This is a genomic window from uncultured Parabacteroides sp. (assembly GCF_947855115.1).
Taxonomy (GTDB): Bacteria; Bacteroidota; Bacteroidia; order Bacteroidales; family Tannerellaceae; genus Parabacteroides.
The window spans coordinates 56,079-75,319 of record NZ_CANTZW010000010.1 but is presented as its reverse complement, the minus strand read 5'-3'; the positions used below and the strand labels follow the sequence as shown (position 1 = coordinate 75,319).

14 protein-coding genes are annotated in these 19,241 nt (G+C 43.8%); 4 read left to right on the top strand and 10 right to left on the bottom strand.

Annotation, left to right across the window (positions count from 1 at the left end; genetic code table 11):
- Window positions 1-31 precede the first annotated feature (31 nt).
- The 7 genes from Q0110_RS08305 to Q0110_RS08275 all read right to left on the bottom strand — a co-directional run bounded on the left by Q0110_RS08305 (window position 32) and on the right by Q0110_RS08275 (window position 7,721).
- Window positions 32-1,378, bottom strand: a complete 1,347-nt coding sequence (locus tag Q0110_RS08305; RefSeq protein WP_297905620.1) for an oligosaccharide flippase family protein — start codon at window positions 1,376-1,378, stop codon at window positions 32-34.
- Window positions 1,375-1,947, bottom strand: coding sequence for a DapH/DapD/GlmU-related protein (locus tag Q0110_RS08300; RefSeq protein ID WP_297905617.1), 573 nt, complete (start codon window positions 1,945-1,947; stop codon window positions 1,375-1,377). Before Q0110_RS08300 ends, Q0110_RS08305 begins: the two co-directional genes overlap by 4 nt.
- 89 nt (window positions 1,948-2,036) lie before the next feature.
- Window positions 2,037-2,747 (bottom strand): CpsB/CapC family capsule biosynthesis tyrosine phosphatase, encoded by a 711-nt coding sequence (locus Q0110_RS08295; RefSeq protein ID WP_297905614.1) that lies wholly within the window; start codon window positions 2,745-2,747, stop codon window positions 2,037-2,039.
- 12 nt (window positions 2,748-2,759) lie between these two features.
- Window positions 2,760-5,141 carry a polysaccharide biosynthesis tyrosine autokinase gene (locus tag Q0110_RS08290; protein WP_297905610.1) on the bottom strand — a complete coding sequence of 794 codons (2,382 nt, stop codon included), beginning with the start codon at window positions 5,139-5,141 and terminating at the stop codon, window positions 2,760-2,762.
- Between the two features lie 26 nt (window positions 5,142-5,167).
- On the bottom strand, window positions 5,168-5,950 hold the full coding sequence (locus Q0110_RS08285; protein ID WP_297905712.1) for a polysaccharide biosynthesis/export family protein: 783 nt from the start codon (window positions 5,948-5,950) through the stop codon (window positions 5,168-5,170).
- Window positions 5,951-6,002: 52 nt separating this feature from the next.
- Window positions 6,003-7,130: an MraY family glycosyltransferase gene (locus tag Q0110_RS08280; RefSeq protein ID WP_297905606.1), complete on the bottom strand. Its 1,128-nt coding sequence runs from the start codon at window positions 7,128-7,130 to the stop codon at window positions 6,003-6,005.
- A 36-nt stretch (window positions 7,131-7,166) separates the two neighbouring features.
- Window positions 7,167-7,721, bottom strand: a complete 555-nt coding sequence (locus Q0110_RS08275) for a UpxY family transcription antiterminator (protein WP_297905602.1) — start codon at window positions 7,719-7,721, stop codon at window positions 7,167-7,169.
- Between the two features lie 923 nt (window positions 7,722-8,644).
- Here Q0110_RS08275 and Q0110_RS08270 point away from each other — a divergent pair.
- Entirely contained in the window at window positions 8,645-9,562 is a 918-nt protein-coding gene (locus tag Q0110_RS08270) for a helix-turn-helix transcriptional regulator (RefSeq protein WP_297905599.1), read from the top strand.
- Window positions 9,563-9,577: 15 nt separating this feature from the next.
- Complete coding sequence (locus Q0110_RS08265) at window positions 9,578-10,465, top strand: helix-turn-helix transcriptional regulator (RefSeq protein WP_297905596.1); 888 nt, start codon at window positions 9,578-9,580, stop codon at window positions 10,463-10,465.
- A 41-nt stretch (window positions 10,466-10,506) separates the two neighbouring features.
- Here Q0110_RS08265 and Q0110_RS08260 read toward each other — a convergent pair whose 3' ends face one another.
- The 3 genes from Q0110_RS08260 to Q0110_RS08250 form a co-directional block, all read right to left on the bottom strand.
- Window positions 10,507-13,023: a DUF4965 domain-containing protein gene (locus Q0110_RS08260; protein ID WP_297905593.1), complete on the bottom strand. Its 2,517-nt coding sequence runs from the start codon at window positions 13,021-13,023 to the stop codon at window positions 10,507-10,509.
- 4 nt (window positions 13,024-13,027) lie between these two features.
- Window positions 13,028-13,711, bottom strand: coding sequence for an SGNH/GDSL hydrolase family protein (locus tag Q0110_RS08255; protein ID WP_297905590.1), 684 nt, complete (start codon window positions 13,709-13,711; stop codon window positions 13,028-13,030).
- A 216-nt stretch (window positions 13,712-13,927) separates the two neighbouring features.
- Entirely contained in the window at window positions 13,928-14,761 is an 834-nt protein-coding gene (locus tag Q0110_RS08250) for a helix-turn-helix domain-containing protein (protein WP_297905587.1), read from the bottom strand.
- Window positions 14,762-14,931: 170 nt separating this feature from the next.
- Here Q0110_RS08250 and Q0110_RS08245 point away from each other — a divergent pair, with 170 nt between their 5' ends.
- Together Q0110_RS08245 and Q0110_RS08240 are read left to right on the top strand one after the other, a co-directional pair.
- Window positions 14,932-16,020 (top strand): efflux RND transporter periplasmic adaptor subunit, encoded by a 1,089-nt coding sequence (locus tag Q0110_RS08245; protein ID WP_297905710.1) that lies wholly within the window; start codon window positions 14,932-14,934, stop codon window positions 16,018-16,020.
- Between the two features lie 5 nt (window positions 16,021-16,025).
- Complete coding sequence (locus tag Q0110_RS08240) at window positions 16,026-19,229, top strand: efflux RND transporter permease subunit (protein WP_297905584.1); 3,204 nt, start codon at window positions 16,026-16,028, stop codon at window positions 19,227-19,229.
- The last annotated feature ends 12 nt before the right edge of the window (window positions 19,230-19,241 follow it).

Below are 19,241 nucleotides of genomic sequence, written 5' to 3'. Positions count from 1 at the left end.
AATGTTCATTTTACCGTAAAGTATTCTTCATTTATTGATTAACAACTTCTTCTAAATTCCAAACTTTCTTTTTATAATTAATAAAAACAAATTGAAGAATTACGATGATACTATAAGATAGTAACATTCCTATAGATAGACCGTATGCTCCATATCCATTATTAATAAAATGGTAACTAAAGAAAAATATTAAGGAAGTGAGTATTACATTAAATATAAGTCCTTGGATTACACAATTTTTTGACACAAGAATTGGAACTGTGATATTAGAAATACTAACGACAACCGCAGTCAAACACATAATAACGAAAGCACTACTATTTTGTTGATATTGTTCTCCATAACCCAAAAGAATCAAATTTTTAAAGAGTATTACCCCTAAAGCCAATACCAAAGCTATTATTACATTAGTAGCAAAATTCAATTTAACAATTTTCCAGAAGTCTGTATCAGACTTACTTGAAGTGTTGGATAATATAGGTAGTATTATTCCTGATAAAATACCAGGGATATACAATATCTGATTTTTCCATTGGTCTGCCACATCAAAATATGCCATCTCAGAATATCCTGACGTCTGTATCAGATAAATACGAACCCACCAATTTACAGGTAGCATAATCAAAGAAGATACAGCTAAGGGAACGCCAAATTTTACTACAACTTTAAAATCCGAAAATTTAAGTTCTCTTACCTCATAAAAAATCTGAGAGCCAAATATCTTCAAATGTTTTTTAATGAAGTAGAAATTTGTAAATGTAGTTATAAGGAATGAAATGGAATATCCCGTAACAGCACCTAATAAATTAAAAAAATATGCTCCCAAAACAACAAAAATTGCTTCGGCTAAGGCTGTTATGAAACTCACACATGCTATTGATCTAAAATCTTCAAAACCTTGTAATGTACCTAGTTGAGCACCATTTAATATACAAAAGAATAACATAAAGCTAGCAATTTTCATATCTATTGCCAACTCTACATTATTTAAAGAGTGTATAGCAAGTTGGGTTGATAATAAAAAAATAGTTACAGCTGTTATTACAGCCATAAAAAAAGCAAAGATATTTGAAACCAAATAAACATGTAGAGCTTTATCCTTATCACTATCTCGATATTGTGCTATAAATTTTGCTGCAGTAGTTCCCATGCCTACCCCAGCTAATACTACAAACATCATAATCGTAGTACGTATTATACCTAATTGACCATAATGTTCTACTGTCAAAATTCTAGCCACAATCATAGTGGACAAGAGTACTATGATTTTAGCAATAATAGAACCTATCAACGACCAAACAGATGCTTTAACGACTCTATTCACTACGGCATCTTTCGACTTTCGTTTTTTTATTTCCCTCTCAATTTTATCTATCATCTTTCTCTTATTTTCTTAGCAGGAGCGCCTGCTACTATAGTAAAGGATTCAACATCTTTTGTCACCACACTACCTGCTGCAATAATAGATCCTTTACCTATATGTACACCATCACAGACAACGACATTTGCACCAACCCATACATCATTGTCTATGATTATACCTTTAGACTCATTTCCTTGTGTGTTAATAGGTGCAGATCTGTTTTTATAGAGATGATTACCTCCTACAATCGTTGTGTTAGGACCAATAAGACAGTCTTCACCTATAGATACTTGATTTAACAAAGTAGTATTCCTATTAATAAGAACCCTTGCTCCAATCTGAATAAAAAAGCCACATGAGCGTATTTGTACATTATCTAATATGTCAACATCGTCTCCGATAGATACATTATCCAATATCTGAACATTACGTTGAATATTAAGAGATTTACCTAATTTTATGTTCCCAAGTATTCTTGCACTACATGAAATATGAGATGTTGGAGAAAGATTAACAAAAGCACCAATTTTACAATTAACCATCCCCCATCTTCTCTTTATGTAATGTATTATTTTTATGAGCATTGTCAAATAGACTTAATTAGTTGTTATTAATTTTGAAAAGCCTTCATGGTGAATTTTTTATCAAAAGTTTTTTTGCAGGCAGGAAAAGGTTAAGGTGAGATGCCTTGCAGCATCTGCAGTACATTTTCCCAAATAAACCTTTTGGAGATAATTCTTTCAAAGTCGATAGGGTTATGTATATCACTGCCAATCAATCCGCAAAAATCACTCTTCAACATCCATACAGCTTTTTTACCGGTTTCCGGACCGTATGTTCCCGACAATGAGAACAGATTGAGCTGGAACCTCACCCCCATTCCTTTCAACCGGGTATAGTCGTTTTCTGTCATATACATATATCTTTCCGGATGCGCCAATACTGGGATATAGCCTTTGGTCTTGATACGGAGCAGGATGTTGTTCAGCCCCATCGGGGGATTGAAGTAGGATGTCTCCACCAACAAGTATTTCCCGTTCTTTCCAATGGGTAGCAGGTCGTTTTTATGCAGCCGTTCCTCAAAGAGATTGTCCAGCATATTTTCGGCGGCAAGATGCAGTTTCACATTTCCTTCATAATTGGCTTGCAATTCGGCAAACCTCTCCCGCAAATGTTCCGTTGTGTTCGGCATATCCTCCATGATATGTGGTGTCAGCCATACTTCCTTTACTCCCAGCCTTTCATACTCGGCGAGGATTCGGAGCGCCTCCTCCATCGTCTGCACGCCATCGTCCACACCGGGCAGGATATGGCTGTGCCAGTCGGTAAATCCCCGGAAGAAACCGCTTTCCTCCAACGTCATCTTCTTGCGGAAAGGCCACATCGACTGTTGCTTTTATTTCTTGTTCCCGTAATAATCGTTGTTACCATACCCATAGTGATAGCCGTATTTGTAACCGTAACGGCCATTATCACCTTTCGTTCCGTTTAGCAGGACAGCCATGTTCTTGTAACGCTTTTCATCATAACAGCGTTGCAATTCAGGCAACATGTCACGTTCCAACAATCCGGCACGCACTACAAACAGGGTACGGTCTACCTGTTTCTCTATGATTTGTGTATCTGCCACGATCTCGACCGGAGGACAATCGATGAAGATATAATCATATCGCCTGCGCAAATTCTCAATGAGTTCCTTGAAACGAGGCTCTGCCAACAGTTCCGTAGGATTGGGGGGGATAGTTCCGACAGGCAATATGTGTAAAGACGGATAGTCGGAGCTCTCCTTTATCAGGCTTTCCACGTTGTTTTCACGCTTTCCCAGATAATCGCTCAATCCTTTGGAGGGCGAACCGATGTAAGCGGATGCCGAACCATGACGCAGGTCTCCGTCGATGACCAACACCCGTTTCCCCTTCAAGGCAAGGGAAGCCGAAGTATTCATCGTCAGGAAAGTCTTGCCGCTTCCCGGATTGAAGGAAGTGAACAGGACGACGCTCGCTCGACCGTCATTGCAGTCATTCAGCATGAACTCTAAATTAGTCCGTAACACGCGGAACGCCTCGTTGATGACATTCCGTTGTCCCTGCCTGATGATAATAGATTCCGTTTCTTTGTTTCCTTTTCTTTGTTTCTTGAAAGCAACGGGTATTTCGCCTGCGAAGGGTAAAGACAATCCCTCCAAGTCCTTACGGCCACGGACTTTGGTGTTCATGTTCTCTTCCATGAATATGATGACTACCGGAATCAGGATTCCCAGCGCAAAAGCCACCAGCAAAATATTTCTTTTTACAGGTGCCGTGGGTAATAGGCTGCCCGTAGGAGGCGTGATGACACGGGTGTTGTATGCGGTAAAGGCTTGCGACAACTCGTTTTCCTCACGCTTTTGTAATAAGAACAAGTAGAGGGCTTCCTTCACCTTCTGTTGCCGTTCTACCGAAAGTAGGTACTTGCCTTGCGACGGGTTGGCAGCGATCCGTGTCGTGTTCTGCCTCTCGCTCTGCCGTAAGGCACGCAGTTGGGTGTTCAACGTCACCACATGATTATCGATAGACGAGACAATGGCCTTGCGCATGTTCTGCAACGAATTGTCCATGTCTATAACCAGCGGATTCTTTTCGCTGCTGTTGGCCACCAAGTCGTTCCGGCGTAACTGTGCCGTGTTGTAGCTGGCTATCTGTTGTTCGATCCCTGGACTTTCAATACCAGAATTGGCCGGAAGCAACTGGTTCTTGGCGGTGGCATTGGTCAGATAGTTCCGGATATACCGCGCCATTGAAAGCTGCGTGTTCAACGCAAGGATTTGTGCGTTGGTCTCGCTGCTTTGGGCCATGTACATACTTGCCGCCGCCTGTACGTCGGGCAGGAGGTGCTCGCTCTTGTAGGAGGATATGTTCTCGTCCACGTTGCCCAGCTCCTGTTCAATCACGCCCAAACGCTCGTTGATGAAAGCGGAAGTACTGACGGCTATTTGGTTCTTATCCTTAATCCAATTTTCGTTGTAAATTGCAATGAGCGTATTCAACACGTCTTCTGCCCGTTGGGTACAAACATCCCGGATGGACAGGTTGATGACAGTAGACTTCTCATCGTTCAAGGTTACCGTCAAGCTGGAACAATAAATGTCTGTGGCCGTTTGCAGGCCAATGCGGGATACGTGGATCGGTACATCCATAGCCAAGGAGTCATTAAATAGGGGCTTTATAAGCAACCGGCCTACCGGTGTGTCTACGGTATCGCCCAATTGCGCTTCAACGTCCCCTTCTAAGTCATCTCCGTTACGGGAAAAATCGGATAACCAGACTGTTCCTGCCGTACCGGGATGAAGGGTAAATGCGGCTCCCTCATTGTCTTGTAAATCCGCGAATATCACTTCACAAGGCAGCGATTGACCGTAAAGCGTTTTTCTATAAAAAACGCCATCCGCAAGATAATTGACATCCAAGCGCAGCCGTTTTACTACATCACACATGACAGCAGGGGATTGTAACGACTGAATTTCGTTGTTTACGTTTGTGCTGGAGTGGAACAGGTCGAAATCACCCAGCATCCCGGCCATGTCACCCATACTGTTTCCTTTCCCCTCCTCTTTGATCAAAAGGGCGGCCGAACGGGTATAGACGGGTGGGGTGGTCAATAAATAGGTAACCGCCGCACCGACTGTAACGACCAACGAAATGACAAACCAGTGCCATTTGCCGATACATAGGTAAAATAAATCCTGGATGCGTATGAAATCGTCCGTTTGTTTGGGTCTTGTATTGTTTAGAGTTGCCATCGTTTCTATTTTTGTTTGGAGCTAAGTTAATTGAAAACGAGTATCCCGACAGAAGTCAGCAGGGATGCCAACGAAATCCAGAATGAGGTGGAGCGCACATTGTTGCCGTTTACGGTGGACTGGCGGGCCTTTACACCGTTCGGCTCCACGTACACTACATCGTTCTGTTGCAGGTAATAAGCGGGAGACGTGTACACATGTTCGCCGGAAGTCAGATTGATACCGTACACATGCTGCACCCCGCCTTCCTGTCTCAACACCATTACCTTGGAACGATTGCCGTAGATGGTCAGGTCTCCCGCCATGCTCAGCGCATCCAATACCGTGACCTTGTCGCGATCGATATTGAATCGACCGGGCTTGTTCACTTCACCCAGCACCGAAATGCAGAGGTTCATGAACTCTACCGTCACCACAGGGTCTTTCACCAAGTTCCCGTCTACAAGTTTTTCCTTGATGAGCGCGGCAATTTCTTCCCGTTTCATTCCCGTTACACGGATCTTACCAAGTACGGGAAAGTCTATCTCGCCATTTGCGTCCACGGTATAACCCGATACGCCGGAACTTGTCCCCACGGAATAATCCGTTCGTAGAGACTGTCCCAGTTGCCTTGTCACGTACGGCAGATTGAACAAATCCGTCAATTGCGGATCACGGCTGTTGACTATAATACTGATCTTGTCTTCCGGACGTACCGTGATGGTTTGTACCACCGGTATCTCAACCTCGCTTTCTCCCGGTTTCAAGTCCTGAAAATAAACCACTTCTTTTGAAGAGCCGCAGGAAGTCAGGGCAGAGACCCCTGCCATGAAAAGCAATAAATAGGAAATCAATGTATATTTTTTCATATCTCGATAGTTTTCAAAGCTTCTTTTCTTTTTCTTTTGTATTCTTGATTGCCTGATTAATCCCCAGTTGCACCAATGTCCATACTATAATGTCCGTAATCAATAACCAAGTGATTCCCAATACATGTACAGACAGCCAATTGAACCCGATGAAAAACAACGCCACGAAAAGGATTGCTACCATTACCATGCGCGGACGCATCCCCGTGCGTAATAATTTGTGATGAAAGTGATTCTTATCGGGCAAAAAGGGATTCTTTTTCTCGCGTAGCCGATGCATGACCACACGGACGACATCGAACAATGGTACAATAAGCGTCGAGAGGGCCAATATCATATTCGGATATATTTTCCCCCCTTCTCCGTGTGCGTCTATCCGGCTCAAATGAATCACCAGAAAACTGATGACATATCCCAGTATCAGACTTCCCGTATCTCCCATGAACAGTTTATGCCCACGCTTGGCATTACCGAACACGTTGTAGAACCAGAAAGGCACGATCACACCGAAAGTCGAGAAAGCCAACAGGGCAAAAAATCCCTCACCCTGAACCATACACATGACCCCTAACACAAAAAGGGAGATGCAGCTCAATCCTGATGCCAATCCGTCTATCCCGTCTATCAGGTTGATGGCGTTGGTAATGTAAACCACCGCAAACAAAGTGAGAGGGATGCCTATAAAAGAAGGTAAATCATAAATACAGAACAGGCCGTCCAACGTATTAAACCACTTACCGGACAGTATCAGTAAAAGGGCGACCGCTATTTGTATGAAAAACTTATAGCGGTATCCGACACCTATCAGGTCATCGGCAATCCCGACAAGGTAAAGTATCGTACACCCGACAATGAAAAAGAAGAAGACATACTGTATCGGCTCCACGGACAGGTTCTTCATCGGATAACCGATATGATAGAGTATCCCCAGCACAAAGCTCAAGGTTATCAAAATCACCGGAAAGAATGACACGCCGCCCAGACGGGGAACGGGCACGGTATGCACTTTCCTTGTATCCGGCAGGTCAAAAAGGCGCTTCTTGTAGGAAATAAGCAATATTTTAGGAACGATAAACACTCCCAACAACAGTGACAACAAGCAACCGCCCAATAAAAACAAGTAATAGATGTATTCTCCCATTATATTTTTCCTCTCCGTTTTTTATTCCCCCGCTGTCTATATCAATTGAATATATTCCGCTTCCACTTCTATGGAAGCGGCCAGCAGAGAAGGCAGGCTTACCAACAACCGCTTGGTCTTTGACCCTCTTGTGGTTATCAGGAATCCTTCATATCCATTCAGATTTCCACCAATGATGCGTATCTGCCGGCTGCAAATGTCTGCCGTAACCTCTTCAGGACGGTAATATCGGGGGGATTCCGTAGATTCCACCGCTCGGATGAACCGTTCCATATCTTTGTTTCTTACCGTCATCGGCTCTCTTCCCCGCAAATAGCGGTATTGGAACGTCCTGACATTTTCCACAATCGGGTCCACGACTTCACGGCTGTCACAAACGAATACCAAATCTTGCATGAAAGGCACTTCTTTGCGTTCCCGTCTGCCTCTGACAGAAACAATCCTCCAGACCATCGGGGTGAAAAAACGAATACCCATTTCTCTCAACATCTTATAAGCGGGCAGTTTGGCGTTACTGCGACTCAAGTCCCGCATAACATACCATTGCTTGTCGCTGTTTCCTATGGCAGAATTATTTTTACTTACAGACATACTTTCTAATCCTGCAAGCTTTTCCAAATTACTGTAAAGCAGGCAGTTATTAAATAATCCTCATAAAGTTCGAGGATTTTCTTCCGATACATTATATACCAAAACATCATATGAATTTGGTGTTTTCAATACTTCTCTCAGTAAGAGAAGTATTGAACTATAATATGAGGATAACTTACTGGTAATCAAGGAACATCAATAAGCTCTATTACGGATTTGCTAAACAAAGACACAACATATAGGTTAAAAGACTTTTCATCTTTTTGAATTTATACCCCATTTGATGATGCAAATTCCGGTAATTTGCATACCTTTGCATCTGTTAATACCTCTCTTACTGAGAGATATATATTTTTTCGCAACATCCGTGTTTTATTTTCCCACACTATTCCACAAGTGAAATACATTATCACATATGTCTTTTCTTATCCTTGAATTCAATCATGTCTTTATAGGCATCACCCGATTGTAAACACATGTAAACCCTCATACACCAATACTTCTCTTTTAAGGAGAGGTATCAATCTTATTACATCTTGATTATTAATAATTTGACTTTTTTATATCATTGTATTCGCTTAACATCTGCTTCAATTCATACAATGATTGAATTGAGAAATCATTTTTTTCTTTGATCTATGGAAGTGTTTGCTTTATTTGATTATCTTTGCACCGCTTGATACCTCTCCTTAAAAGAGATTTCCTAATATACTTAAGTCGTTTTTAACCTATAAAGATTTTAAAATCAAGCTTTTGCCTTATTCTCCACTGTCGTATCGTAAAGATAAGATACAGATTTCTGATAAAATCTAAAATACACAGAATCCGTAACAAGGGTTATATAATCCGTAATTGGGGTTATAACAATGTATAAAATATCTTCTACTTTTGCAAATAGAACTATAAATTAAAAATGTACGGTTATGGATAAGATTCTTAACTTAGATAGTGTAGACTTATATAACAAAGTATATGGTCTCGAAACCCTGAATCCGTTAATTAGCGTTATCGACTTGAATAAAGCTACCAGCAGTGTAGATCTTATCCGCTTCAATTACGGAGTCTATGCGCTGTACCTAAAACTAGAGAAAGCCTGTGATATCAAATACGGACGCCAGACTTATGATTACCAAGAAGGTACTATCGTCTGCTTCGCTCCCGGGCAAACAGCGGAAACAAATCCAACTACAGATAAGATTCAAGTAAACGTACATGGCCTTCTTTTCCATCCCGACTTGTTGCGCGGAACGTCACTCGGTAAGAACATAAAGAAATATACATTCTTTTCCTACGAGGTAAACGAAGCATTACATCTTTCGGAAGAAGAGAGATCTATCGTAATGGATTGCTTGAAGATCATCCGGATGGAACTGGAACATGGCGTGGATAAACATAGCAAAACTTTGCTCGTAAACCATATCGAGCTATTGCTTAATTATTGTATGCGTTTTTACGAACGACAGTTCATCACCCGTAGCAAGACCAATCGAGACGTACTGACACGTTTCGAAAGCCTATTGGATGAATATTTCGAAAGTACACTTGCTGAATCTGATGGACTTCCTACGGTAAAATACTTCGCCGATAAGCTCTGCCTCTCGCCGAACTACTTCGGAGACATGTTCAAGAAAGAAACCGGTAAATCACCGCAGGAATACATCCAAGAGAAAGTAATCGAGCTAGCCAAAGAACGTATCTCCGACACAGCAGACACAGTCAGCCAAATCGCATATTCCCTAGGTTTCCAATATCCGCAGCACTTCTGCCGGCTATTTAAGAAACGGGTAGGATATACACCGAGTGAATACCGTGTGCAGGTCGGTCTATCAACGAATCTATAGTAGGCATTCAAGAAGATGTTAGATATTAAGACCGTATATGAATGCAACCAATGTTTGGGATGCAAGACACTACACCCGCAAGTAAGCCTCATCAATCTGGAGAGCCCGAACTTGGAGCAAGAGGCCGTGAAGTTCGAATTCTACGCGATTCTATTGATAGAAGACTGCCCGGACGGTTGCTGTTGTTGCGGGCGTAAGTATTACGATTATTCCAACGCTACGATGGTGTTTCTTACACCCGGTGAGATTTTCCGCATGAGCGAGGATAATACGCTACCCGACAAAGGTTATCTCTTAGCCTTTCACCCCGACCTATTGTTCCGCACGTCACTGAACAATCATATTAAGAATTACACCTTCTTTTCATATCGCAAAGAAGAGGCACTGCATCTATCACAGCGTGAGACAGCGAAAATCACATGCTGCCTGGAAAACATAGAGGACGAGCTTCACCATGCCATCGACACACACAGCGGTACCATTTTATCCCGCCACATTGAATTATTATTGGATTATTGCACACGCTATTATGAACGGCAGTTCATTACCAGGGAGAATAAGAACAAGGCTATCTTGGAGAAATTGGAAAGACTACTCGACGAATACATCATTTCCGGCAAGTTAGAGAACGGCCGGTTACCTACCTCCGAATATTGTACGGCAGAACTAAATCTTTCCGTCGCTTACTTCAATGACCTATTAAGGTTTGAGACTGGTAAAACACTGGAAGAATATTTTCAGTTTAAACGACTGGATATGGCTAAGACAATGCTACGAAAAGCCGGAAATACTCCCACTCTGGTAGCACGACAGCTAGGTTATCCGAACGTACAGCATTTCAGCCTTATATTTAAGAAGATTACAGGTATCGCTCCCAGTGAATATCCATATGCGCAAAACTAAAAAACGGAAGGAATAACCTCCTTCCGTTTCTTATAATAACATTACTTTCCTAGTTTCTTTTCCAGCATCTTCATGAAATATCCCCCGACAACCGAACGGGCCTGAAAACCTCGTTGCGTACCATCGGAAGTAAAATGCCAATCGCTTAGAGGAACACGCGAGGTTGTCTCGTTGACGTAATTCCAAACCGGAACCATCAACGTGTTAAAATCCTCCATCGATCCGGTCAGACACGCAGACCATAAAATCCAGTCGGACTTCGTATAATCCTCCCGGTTATCCAACGGCAAACCATATTTATTTTGCTTCGTCTTGTAATAAGCCATTTCTGTGGCAGCAACCTTTTCCGGGAAGATATTCAAGCCCAGCAAACGATCCCAGACCAAGTTGTATTTCTGGCTCCAAGTACCCGGTTTATCGAAAGTCAGGCGATAATGATCGCCATCATCTGCCATCTTTACCCATTTAGCGGCCATCTCACGGGCGGCTTCCGTATATTGCTTAGCAATGTCAGTCTTACCTAGCATCCCTGCCAATTTTCCGTAACCGGCAACTCCCATGATTGCCTTGATAGACAAATTCGTGTTATGAGCGAAATGCCCGGCGAAATCATCCGTACAAAGCTGGTTCTTAGGATCAAGGCCTTCCTTCAACAAATAATTCGCCCATGTAGTCAAGACCTCCCAATGCCGGGCGGCATAATCGGCATTACCATCCACTACTGCGATAGCGGTTGCCAACACAAGCATATTACCACTTTCTTCCACAGGCATATCACCGCCATAAGTCTGGCCGTTCGCAACCGGATATGTCCCCACGTCGTGAGACGGGAAAGGTTTCTTCCACAATCCACTCTCGCTATAATAGAAAATGGGGTTCATCATTCCCTTCAGCAAATCCGTGTTGTATACCAAAAATAAGGGAGCGGAAGGATATGTTATATCTACCGTCCCGATAGATCCATTGCTAAAATTCTCTTTAGAAAGGAACAAGAGCGTACCTTCTTTATCAGTCACTAACTTATGGGCGGCGACCGCCTGTCGATATGCGATAGCGCACAACTCGGCGTACTTCTTCCCTCCTACGGCACTCGTCTCGCTCATCAGGGAAGAATCGAATGAACCGCAACGCCGCATCAGATCCTCGTAAGAAGCCTCCCCTTTCTCAAACGCTTGGTGGATATCCACCTTTCCGTCGTGTTTCCAATAAGGCATCCGGTTATCTTGGAAATACTGGACCGAATATAGATCATCATAACCGATCATCAAATGCCCGGAAACAGTTTCTCCAGAGACCTTCCCTATCGGATCCGTATAAGCGAGAACCGTCATTTGCTCACGCATATCCGAAGAGATACTTTGTGGTTCGGTAGGTAATTGACCTGTAGCCATGAAAGCTTTCTTGGTAGCATAATATTCATCAATCGTAGCGGATACTCCCGGTTTCTTCGGGATAGCCAGATAGAAATATCCCCAGTCGATCCGTACATCATCTCCTGTTCTCGCCAAAACTTCTTGATCGATCGTTCCTGTTTTCAAGTAAATCAAATTAGGGGTTTCTATCTTCTCAAAAGTTACCTCTTGATCAATCGTATTTACCGCCCATTGCGGAGTAGCTTCCACGTACAATTGCACGTCATGCTCTTTTCCGTCAATCGAACGGACTTGGTAGGTCATATAATTGAATGGAGAGGTCATAGCCTCTAAATCATCCAGTAAAAACGGAGCCGTAAAAATCAAGTCCAACCTTACACCACCACACTCAAAGGTATAAAATGTTTGCGTGGGCATCACGTTCACGGATTTCTGGATCGCTTTTTCATCGAACGTATCTCCTCGTTTCACTTTCCGCATGATCCCCATGTCTACGTATGCGCCACCCCCATTATTCCGGCAATGAGCGGCCAATACGTTACCCGTTGGCTTCAAGCTTTCCACCACCTCTTGAGGTATCTCTTTCAACAAATCATAATCCAAGCCGTTGCCAGCCACGGCGATTTGCGTTCCATTCAGATACACCTCGATATTATCATCGTGCGAATATTGGAGGTAGAGAGCGTCTTTTTCTGCATCCGAGGGCCAGTCAAACGTACGGCGTATCCAGATATCGCCCGTAGACCAAGGCGTGGAGCGGTTGGGATTATCCTCCGTTCCGAACGCAGCTTTTCCCTGCTTCCAACCTTTCGGATCATATTCCTCGGCGAACCAATCGCCGGCAGGCTGAGACATCGTATAATCGGCCTCCCACAAACCATCCGAGGCTGTACCGATTACCGGAGTCACCTGTATATCATCCATTCCCATGAAACGGTATGATTTACCATCCACCCGTATGCCGCCTAGAAGCGGATAATCATGGCCAGTCCAATGTCGTATCGACTCATCATTCAATTGATCGGCAAACGACCATGCGCTCGTATAAGGATCAATCGTGACCAAAGGTACGGCCGGGGCACGTAAAGAATTCTCTGTCGCAGCCGTATAGACCTCGGCAACTTTCACTTGCGTACAGCTCAATAAGGCCGTACAACAAGATAAAACCAATAAATAGTTTCTCATCTGCTTACTTTACGGTTTTATGAATGGCCTCTAGTACGATTTTCTCCATGATCTTATAGCCTTCCAAGGTAGGATGCACACCATCTTTCGACAGGTTCTCGGGCAGCCCGTTACGCTCGTCTTTCATGGCAGAATGATAATCCACATACGTCAAGCCATTCTTATCCGCATATTCCTTGATCCATTTATTGAGCTGTATAACCTTATCGGCCGGTTTCATACCCGGTCTCCAAGGGAAATCGTATGCCGGCATAACGGAACAGAATATAACCTTGATATTATTTACTTTTGCCAATTCCGCCATGGAAACTAAATTACCGAACACGTTTTCCAAAGCGATCACGCCATTATTGTGAGCGATATCATTGATACCCGCCATGATTACCACTGCTTTCGGTTTCAAGTTAATCACGTCTTGACGGAAACGAACCAACATCTCCGAGGTTGTCTGTCCGCCGATACCTCGGTCTATGAAATTGTTCTGGATAAAGAAAGTCGAATCAGCCGGCCACCATCCGTCTGTAATGGAGTTTCCCATGAATACCACGTTCGAAGGAACTTTCACGGTCTTGTTTGCCTCGGCGTAACGACCGAACTGAGCCCAGTCACCCTTCTCGGTCTGGGCGAATAACGTAGTGGTAGCCAATAAACAGCCCGCTACTAGTAAAGCTTGTTTCATGTTTTTCATATTACTTGATTATAAAATACAAATCAACGATCTTGTTTTAATCAAGCAAAAGTAATCAAAATTGTCTATCCTCCCATTCACACAAGAAAATATCTTACTATAGTATTCTAACAACCGTACCCGCCCTGCAGTGTTACCGCATGCCTATTACAGTATTACTGCACGTGCGTCGCAGTACTACTGCAAGGCGGGTTGCAGTAAGTGGAGTAAGTGGAATCACTTTCTTCTCATCCGGTACTCTATGGGTGACTCTCCCGTATGTTTTTTGAAATACCGTCCCAGATAAGACTGGTTAGGAAAATTCAAGCGATTCGTTATCTCCTGCACAGTCATTTCCGTGGTACGGAGCAACACCTTTGTCTCCAATACAATATGCCGGTCTATGATGGTTTTTGCGGATTCACCTGTCACTTGCCGGGTTATAGTAGATAAATACCGGGGAGATATGCAAAGCTCACTCGCATAAAAAGAGACATCTTTCTGATTGAGATAATGAGTATGGATACAATTGATGAATTTATGAAAGATCTCCTCCGCACGGCTATAGTCATTCTGCTGATGGCCGGAAAACGCATGCCTGGTCTTATCATACATATTAAGGAAAAAACATTGCAACTGGTTCTTCACGATTATGTCTCGGTATAAGTTATTCCGATCATGGTAAATCAACCAAAACAAACGGATGATGACATTCACGATTTCCCCCTCATGCACCGAATGGGTATGGCAGGGATTATCTTTGATGAAACGGAAAAAAGGAGGATCTAAGCGGAACACCGCTTCCTGAAACATAGATGTCGAGAAAGCGATGTACTGTACCTTGAAATCATCACTGCTTCGGTTCAATGTCAATATAGTCTCCGGTATCAACGATATAATCGTATTTTGCACGATATCCCACTTATTCAAATCTACCGAGATATTGGCCGTCCCGCTATAACAATATAGGATCACGCCCTGCCCTATTTTATAAGGACTATCCAACAGGCTTCCTAAATCGGATTCCCCCATGGCAAAGGTCTCTTCTTCTTTTAATTTAAATGGATTCATTTAATCATTTTTTGTTCGCAAATATAGAAGTTCTTTATCACATAACGGAACATCTGTTCTCAAAATGGACAATCACCGCCTCATTGTGGAAACAATAGTTCGCGGATAAGCAAGTAGCTTTGCATCCGAAAACATAGGTATTAGTTAAAATGAAAAGACAAAATCAATTGATGAAGACCGCGATCGTCTTATGGTGCATCGTGGCTGTTGGATGTAAACAAAGCCCTGTGATCCAACAAAATTCAGGGTATGCGACAATGACTGTATCCACTTCGGAAAAGACTCTATCAAGCAATTATTCGGCGAGTATACAAGGGAAGCAGGACATTGATATTTATCCGCAAGTATCCGGTTTTATCACAAAACTTTGTGTAACAGAAGGGGAAAGTGTAAAAAAAGGACAAGTCTTATTTGTCATTGACCAAGTTCCTTACCAAGCGGCCTTAAATACCGCCATCGCAAATGTAGAAGCTGCGAAAGCATCTGTAGCTACAGCGCAACTGACCTACGAGAGTAAGCAGGAATTGTATAAAAACAAGGTGGTTTCCGAATTCGATTTAAAAACCTCTTACAATGCGTTACTTTCGGCAAAAGCACAATTAGCGCAAGCGGAAGCACAAGAGGTAAACGCCCGCAACAACCTTTCTTACACAGAAGTGAAAAGCCCTTCGAACGGCGTGATAGGAACCCTACCTTACCGTGTCGGAGCATTGGTAAGCGCAAGCTTGCCTAAACCGCTCACCACGGTGTCCGACAATTCTGAGATGTACGTGTATTTCTCCATGACGGAGAATCAATTATTGACTTTAACCCGTCGATACGGATCGAAAGACAAGGCTTTGGAAAACATGCCCGATATTAAGCTTCAGTTGAACGATAAGTCGCTTTATCCCAAGACCGGAAAGATAGAGACGATCAGTGGCGTTATCGACCCGAATACCGGAACGGTCAGTCTACGTGCCGTATTTCCGAATAAGGAGCAATTATTAAATAGCGGAGGTTCCGGAAATGTCATCATCCCTGTCAAATACGAGAACTGCGTCGTAATCCCCCAAGCCGCGACGTTCGAGATTCAAGACCGGGTATTCGTGTTCAAGGTAGTAGATGGTAAAACACAATCTACTCCCGTAGAAGTAACCCGTGTGAACGGAGGACAAGAGTATATCGTAAACTCCGGCCTAAACAGTGGCGACGTAATCGTTGCCGAAGGCGTAGGTTTATTACGTGAAGGAACACCGATTGAAGTAAAACAAAATTAAAAACAATGAAAGTCAGCACATTTATAGAACGTCCCGTACTATCTGCCGTGATTTCCATCACGATCGTAGTAGCGGGTATCATCGGGCTTTTCACTTTGCCCGTAGAACAATATCCGGACATCGCCCCTCCTACCGTTATGGTTAGTACGACTTATTTCGGGGCAAACGCCGAGACCATGCAGAAGAGTGTCGTAGCTCCTTTAGAAGAAGCGATCAACGGCGTAGAGAATATGACGTATATGACCTCCACGGCGACTAACTCGGGTACTGCCACGATCACGATCTATTTCCAACAGGGAACCGATCCGGATATGGCCGCCGTAAACGTACAAAACCGAGTGTCGAAAGCGACCGGGCAGCTACCAGCCGAGGTTACTCAAGTGGGTGTCACGACCTCTAAGCGCCAGACCAGTATGCTACAGATATTCTCTCTTTACAGCCCGGATGGTTCTTTCGACGAGAACTTCCTAAGTAATTACATCAGTATCAACCTAAAGCCTGAGATCCTTCGTATCTCAGGGGTAGGCGAGTTGATGGTCATGGGAGGCGATTACAGCATGCGTATTTGGATGAAACCCGATGTAATGGCTCAATATAAATTGATCCCCTCAGACGTGACCACCGTGTTGGCCGAGCAAAATATCGAGTCTGCCACGGGGTCTTTAGGAGAGAATTCCGACGAGACATACCAGTACACCATGAAATATAGCGGTCGCTTGCTTACACCGGAGGAATTCGGCGATATCGTGATACGCTCCACCGAGGATGGCGAGGTATTGAAACTGAAAGATATAGCAGATATCGAACTTGGTAAAGAGAGTTATGCCTATATCGGACAGACCAACGGTAAACCGGGTATTTCCTGTATGGTATTCCAGACAGCCGGCTCGAACGCCACGGAGGTAAATAATAAGATAGACGCTTTTCTTGAGGAGGCCTCTAAAGACTTCCCCAAAGGTATCGAGGTGGTCAAACTGATGAGTACGAATGATTTCTTATACGCCTCGATCCATGAGGTGATCAAAACCTTGATTGAAGCTATTATCCTTGTCATACTTGTAGTATATGTGTTCTTGCAGGATATCCGCTCTACGCTGGTTCCCTTGGTAGCGATCGTGGTTTCTCTGATCGGTACGTTTGCCTTTATGACCGTAGCCGGATTCAGTATCAACCTGATCACTTTATTTGCCTTGGTGTTGGTGATCGGTACGGTAGTAGATGATGCGATCGTCGTCGTCGAGGCAGTCCAAGCCAGGTTCGACGTCGGATATAAGTCCTCTTATATGGCTAGTATGGATGCGATGAAGGGATTGACATCCGCTATCGTCTCTACCTCATTGGTATTTATGGCGGTATTTATTCCGGTATCATTCATGAGTGGTACTTCCGGTACATTTTATACGCAATTCGGATTAACAATGGCTGCCGCCGTAGGTATCTCCACCGTTAACGCATTAACCTTAAGTCCAGCTCTTTGCGCAATTTTATTGAAGCCTTACATCAATGAGGACGGAAGCCAGAAGAGCAACTTCGCCGCACGTTTCCGCAAGGCATTCAACGCAGCGTTCGATTCAATTATCGCAAAATACAAACATGGGGTATTGTTCTTTATCAAACGGAAATGGCTGGCATGGTCTTTATTGGCATGTTCCATAGTGTTACTCATTGTTTTGATGAACACAACGAAATCCAGCTTGGTTCCAGACGAGGACCAAGGTACGGTTTTCGTCAACGTAAGTACGGCTGCCGGAAGTTCTTTGGCTACGACAAACAAGATCATGACTAATATAGAGCAACGGATCAACCAGATTCCACAACTACAATCCTATTCCAAGGTTTCCGGTTATGGCTTGTTGGCCGGGCAAGGCAGCTCTTTCGGTATGTTCATCTTGAAACTGAAACATTGGGACGAACGACCGGACAAGGAAGATAACGTACAAGCCGTGATCGAACAGGTATATGGGCGTACGGCAGATATCAAGGACGCTACGATTTTCGCCATCGCCCCGGCCATGATCCCCGGATATGGTATGGGTAACGCATTAGAAATGCATACGCAAGATAAGGCAGGTGGAGATTTGACGACTTTCTTTAATACAACTCAGCAATATCTCGCCGCTTTGCGTGAACGGCCGGAGATCGCCACGGCCTACTCTACCTTCGATATCAAGTATCCGCAATGGCGCGTGGATGTGGACGCCGCGAAATGTAAACGGGCCGGGATCACTCCCGATGCTGTCTTGTCTACCCTTTCCGGTTATTATGGAGGGCAATACGTATCGAATATCAACCGCTTCTCGAAGGTATATAAGGTGATGATACAATCCGATCCCAAATATCGCTTAGACGAGGCCTCCTTGAATAATACATTCGTACGCATGTCGAATGGGGAGATGGCACCACTTAGTCAGTTCATCACATTGACCAAGGTATATGGAGCGGAGTCATTGACTCGTTTCAATATGTATAACTCAATTGCCGTCAATGCCGTACCAGCCAATGGATATAGTTCTGGAGATGCGATCAAGGCGGTAAAAGAGACAGCGGCTACTTCACTCCCGAAAGGTTATGGCTACGACTTCGGTAGTATCACCCGTGAGGAGAACCAACAAAGTAACACCACCATGATCATCTTCGGTATTTGTATCTTGATGATTTATCTGATCCTTAGTGCCTTGTATGAGAGTTTCCTTGTACCTTTAGCCGTGATTCTTTCCGTGCCGATCGGTCTGATGGGTAGTTTCTTGTTCGCCAAGTTCATGGGATTGGAGAATAATATTTATCTGCAAACAGGTTTGATCATGTTGATCGGATTATTGGCGAAGACCGCTATCTTATTGACGGAATATGCCACCCAGCGCCGCTTGTCCGGCATGAGCCTGACTTCAGCCGCTCTAAGCGCGGCGAAAGTACGTCTGCGCCCAATCTTGATGACCGCTCTTACGATGATATTCGGTTTGCTGCCTTTGATCGTTTCCAGTGGTGTAGGCGCTAATGGAAACCGATCGTTGGGAACCGGCGCTGTCGGTGGTATGTTGATCGGTACGTTGGCTTTGTTATTTATCGTGCCTTGCCTATTCATCACGTTCCAATACCTGCAAGAGAAACTACGTCCGATCCAATTCGAGCGTTCCCTAGACTGGCAGGTACAAGAAGAAGTAAAAGAGGCTGCCGAGGAAAGAAAAGAATACTTAGATAGCAAAAAATAATCTATCTAGTTG

Bases quoted from the DNA above. Each gene is read 5' to 3' on its own strand.
- Q0110_RS08285 (WP_297905712.1), bottom strand. From the start codon at position 5,950: ATGGCAGGGGTCTCTGCCCTGACTTCCTGCGGCTCTTCAAAAGAAGTG.
- Q0110_RS08245 (WP_297905710.1), top strand. From the start codon at position 14,932: ATGAAGACCGCGATCGTCTTATGGTGCATCGTGGCTGTTGGATGTAAA.
- Q0110_RS08270 (WP_297905599.1), top strand. From the start codon at position 8,645: ATGGATAAGATTCTTAACTTAGATAGTGTAGACTTATATAACAAAGTA.
- Q0110_RS08300 (WP_297905617.1), bottom strand. From the start codon at position 1,947: ATGCTCATAAAAATAATACATTACATAAAGAGAAGATGGGGGATGGTT.
- Q0110_RS08250 (WP_297905587.1), bottom strand. From the start codon at position 14,761: ATGAATCCATTTAAATTAAAAGAAGAAGAGACCTTTGCCATGGGGGAA.
- Q0110_RS08255 (WP_297905590.1), bottom strand. From the start codon at position 13,711: ATGAAAAACATGAAACAAGCTTTACTAGTAGCGGGCTGTTTATTGGCT.
- Q0110_RS08265 (WP_297905596.1), top strand. From the start codon at position 9,578: ATGTTAGATATTAAGACCGTATATGAATGCAACCAATGTTTGGGATGC.
- Q0110_RS08305 (WP_297905620.1), bottom strand. From the start codon at position 1,378: ATGATAGATAAAATTGAGAGGGAAATAAAAAAACGAAAGTCGAAAGAT.
- Q0110_RS08280 (WP_297905606.1), bottom strand. From the start codon at position 7,130: ATGGGAGAATACATCTATTACTTGTTTTTATTGGGCGGTTGCTTGTTG.
- Q0110_RS08240 (WP_297905584.1), top strand. From the start codon at position 16,026: ATGAAAGTCAGCACATTTATAGAACGTCCCGTACTATCTGCCGTGATT.
- Q0110_RS08260 (WP_297905593.1), bottom strand. From the start codon at position 13,023: ATGAGAAACTATTTATTGGTTTTATCTTGTTGTACGGCCTTATTGAGC.
- Q0110_RS08275 (WP_297905602.1), bottom strand. From the start codon at position 7,721: ATGTCTGTAAGTAAAAATAATTCTGCCATAGGAAACAGCGACAAGCAA.
- Q0110_RS08295 (WP_297905614.1), bottom strand. From the start codon at position 2,747: ATGTGGCCTTTCCGCAAGAAGATGACGTTGGAGGAAAGCGGTTTCTTC.
- Q0110_RS08290 (WP_297905610.1), bottom strand. From the start codon at position 5,141: ATGGCAACTCTAAACAATACAAGACCCAAACAAACGGACGATTTCATA.